General features: G+C 72.4%; 3 protein-coding genes. 2 read left to right on the top strand and 1 reads right to left on the bottom strand.

Annotated features, from left to right (window positions below; translation table 11 throughout):
- On the top strand, positions 1-659 hold a 659-nt coding region (locus tag ACM2XV_RS14030; RefSeq protein ID WP_487027375.1), incomplete at its 5' end, for a PD-(D/E)XK nuclease family protein.
- Here the strand turns inward: ACM2XV_RS14030 and ACM2XV_RS14025 are convergent.
- On the bottom strand, positions 572-1,642 hold the full coding sequence (locus ACM2XV_RS14025; protein ID WP_487027374.1) for a phosphotransferase: 1,071 nt from the start codon (positions 1,640-1,642) through the stop codon (positions 572-574). The two genes, ACM2XV_RS14030 and ACM2XV_RS14025, sit on opposite strands and share 88 nt — an antisense overlap.
- 38 nt (positions 1,643-1,680) lie before the next feature.
- Between ACM2XV_RS14025 and nudC the strand changes: the two genes are divergently transcribed.
- A complete protein-coding gene (nudC, locus tag ACM2XV_RS14020; protein ID WP_487027373.1) occupies positions 1,681-2,631 on the top strand; it encodes an NAD(+) diphosphatase in 951 nt (316 codons plus the stop codon).
- The last annotated feature ends 80 nt before the right edge of the window (positions 2,632-2,711 follow it).

Genomic DNA, 2,711 nt, shown 5'->3' with positions numbered 1-2,711 from the left:
TCGAGCGGCCGCCGGTGCGCATTCCCGCGTCGCGCTACAAGGACTTCGTGAGCGCCCCAGAGGCGACGCTGCAGAGCCTCACGCGGCCGATGCCCGAGCGTCCCTACAAGGCCACCCGCATCGGCACGCTCTTCCACGCCTGGGTCGAACGGCGCGCCGGCGTGTTCGGCCAGACCGAGGTGATCGACGCCGCCGAGTTCGAGCGCGACGACCTGACCCCCGAGAACGAGGCAGATGCCGACCGCCTCGCCGAGCTCAAGGCGACCTTCGAGCGCAGCGAGTGGGCGAACCTCGCGCCGACCGAGGTCGAGATCGAGATCCACGCCCCGCTCGCCGGGCACGTGTTCGTCTGCAAGCTCGACGCCGTCTACCGGCTGCCGGGCGGCCGCACCCAGATCGTCGACTGGAAGACCGGGAAGGCGCCGGCCGACGACGACGATCTCGAGCGGAAGCAGTTCCAGCTCGCGCTCTACCGGCATGCCTACGCGACGTGGACGGGCGTCGCCCCCGAGTCGATCGACGCGGTGTTCTACTTCGTGGCGGACGACCGGGTCATCCGCCCCGAGCGGATCTACTCGTCGTCCGAGCTCGAAGAGCGCTGGCTCTCGACGTTCGCCGCCTCGTCGCTCTCCTCGACGGGCTCCATTCCGTCGGAGTGACCCGGTCGCTGCGACAGCAGCTGCTCGACCTCGGCGGCGTCGAGCACCGGGCCCGTGGCCTGCTCGAGCGGGTCGACGCCGTTCTGGTGCACCCGGTCGACGAGGGTGTCGAGCATCGACTCGGCATCGGCGATGATCGCCTGGTCGTGCAGCTCATGGCCGTGCAGCAGCCAGCGGGCGAGATCGAGTTCCGCGTGCAGCAGGGCGCGATGCTGCAGGCGCGGGTCGGGGGATGCCTGCCGGCCCATCTCGTACCACGAGAAGACCGCCTCTGCGGCATCCGGCTGCGCCCCCATCGCCCACGCGAGGTCGCGCGCGGGGTCGCCGACCGACAGCGCCGACCAGCCGATCACGGCCCGCACCGCGGTGTCGTCGACGAGCAGCGAGTCGGCCGACAGGGCGCCGTTGATCACGGTCGGCAGGAAGCGCCACAGCGACTGGTCGGCCGCGGCCTGATACCAGCGGCTGCGCAGGGCGGCGGGCAGCGAGCCCGTCTGCTGGGCGCGGTCGATCACGGTCATGACGGCGCGCTGCGCGTCTTCGGCCGACTGCTGCGGCAGCCCGGCCTCGAGCACGAACCCGGTCGGCAGGGAATGGATCGCGGCGATGGCCTGCCCCGCTGAGACGGCGATCTCGCCGTGCACGCGCGAGAGCTCGAGAGGGCGCCCCGGAAGGAAGTCGTAGACGACGGCCCGCGAGCCGTCGAAGGGGGACTGGCCGAGCGCCGTCGGCACCTCGAACGGCAGCCGCGAGCGGATGCCGCCCGTGAGCGCCCCGAGCGCGATCAGATCGGCGGCCTGCTCGGTCTCGGCGGCCTGCGTGCGCGGCACTCGGACGATGAGCTCGCGCCCCTCGGCCGTGCGCATGATCGCGGCGTCGTAGTCGCCGTGTTCCCCCGTCGTGTGCTCGCGGGTCGCGACCACCTCAAGGCCGGGAACCGCCGCCGTGGAGAGCGCGGCTAGAGTGAATGGGGTTCTGGCCATGCCCCTCAGGGTAGGCCCGCGCGGTCGAAGGGACACGGATGACACGTCGCACGGCGCTCGAGCCGCTCACGGGGCTCGTCGTCGATCGCGACGGCGAGCGCCGCGCCCGCCCCGAGCTGTTCGACGAGCTGCTCGCTGAGCCGCAGACCCGCATTCTGCCGCTGTGGCGCGGCCGGTCGCTCGTCACGGCGGGCGACGGCGCGGCATCCCTCGATCTCATCGAGCCCGACCGCCAGACGACGGCGCTCGTGCGCGTGTACTTGGGCCGCGTCGTCGAGACCGGAACGCCCGTGATCGCGGTGACGCTGACGGATGCCGCGGCGGCCGAGCTCGAGCCCGACGAGTCCCGCTGGGCGGGTCTGCGCGAGGCGGGGGCGGTGCTCGACGAGCGCGATTACGCCCTCTTCGTCGAGGCGGTCGCGATCACCAACTGGCACGAGTCGCACACGCACTGCCCCCGCTGCGGAACGCCGACGGTGGTCGAGCAGGGCGGCTGGGTGCGGCGCTGCTTCGTGGACGGCAACGAGGTCTTCCCTCGCACGGACCCGGCCATCATCGTGCGCGTGCTCGACGATGCGGGCCGCATCCTGCTCGGCAGCAACGCCATGTGGGAGAACAACCGCTGGTCGATCCTCGCGGGCTTCGTCGAGCCGGGCGAGTCGTTCGAGGCCGCGGTCATCCGCGAGGTGCATGAGGAGTCGGGCGTCGTGTGCGCCGCGCCGCGCTATCTCGGCTCGCAGCCGTGGCCGTTCCCCGCCTCGGTCATGATCGGCTTCGAGGCGCGCGCGGTCGCCCAGGGCGACGTGCCGACGACTCCCGACGGGCACGAGATCCTCGCGCTGCGGTGGTTCAGCCGCGACGAGCTGTGGGCCGAGCGCGGCGACCTGAAGCTTCCCGGCGGCTCGTCGATCGCCCACGCGATCATCACCGAGTGGTACGGCGGCCCGCTCGACCAGCCGCCGCCCGCCGAGGGGCACCGCGCAGCATGACGCCCGACGAGCTGCTGAACGGCCTGGACGCCGAGCAGCGGGTCGCCGCGGAAGCGCTGCTCGGGCCGGTGTGCATCCTC

The organism is Gryllotalpicola sp. CP2-P1, from assembly GCF_057512245.1.
Note: the sequence above shows the minus strand (reverse complement) of the source record. Positions and strands in the feature narration are given on the sequence as shown.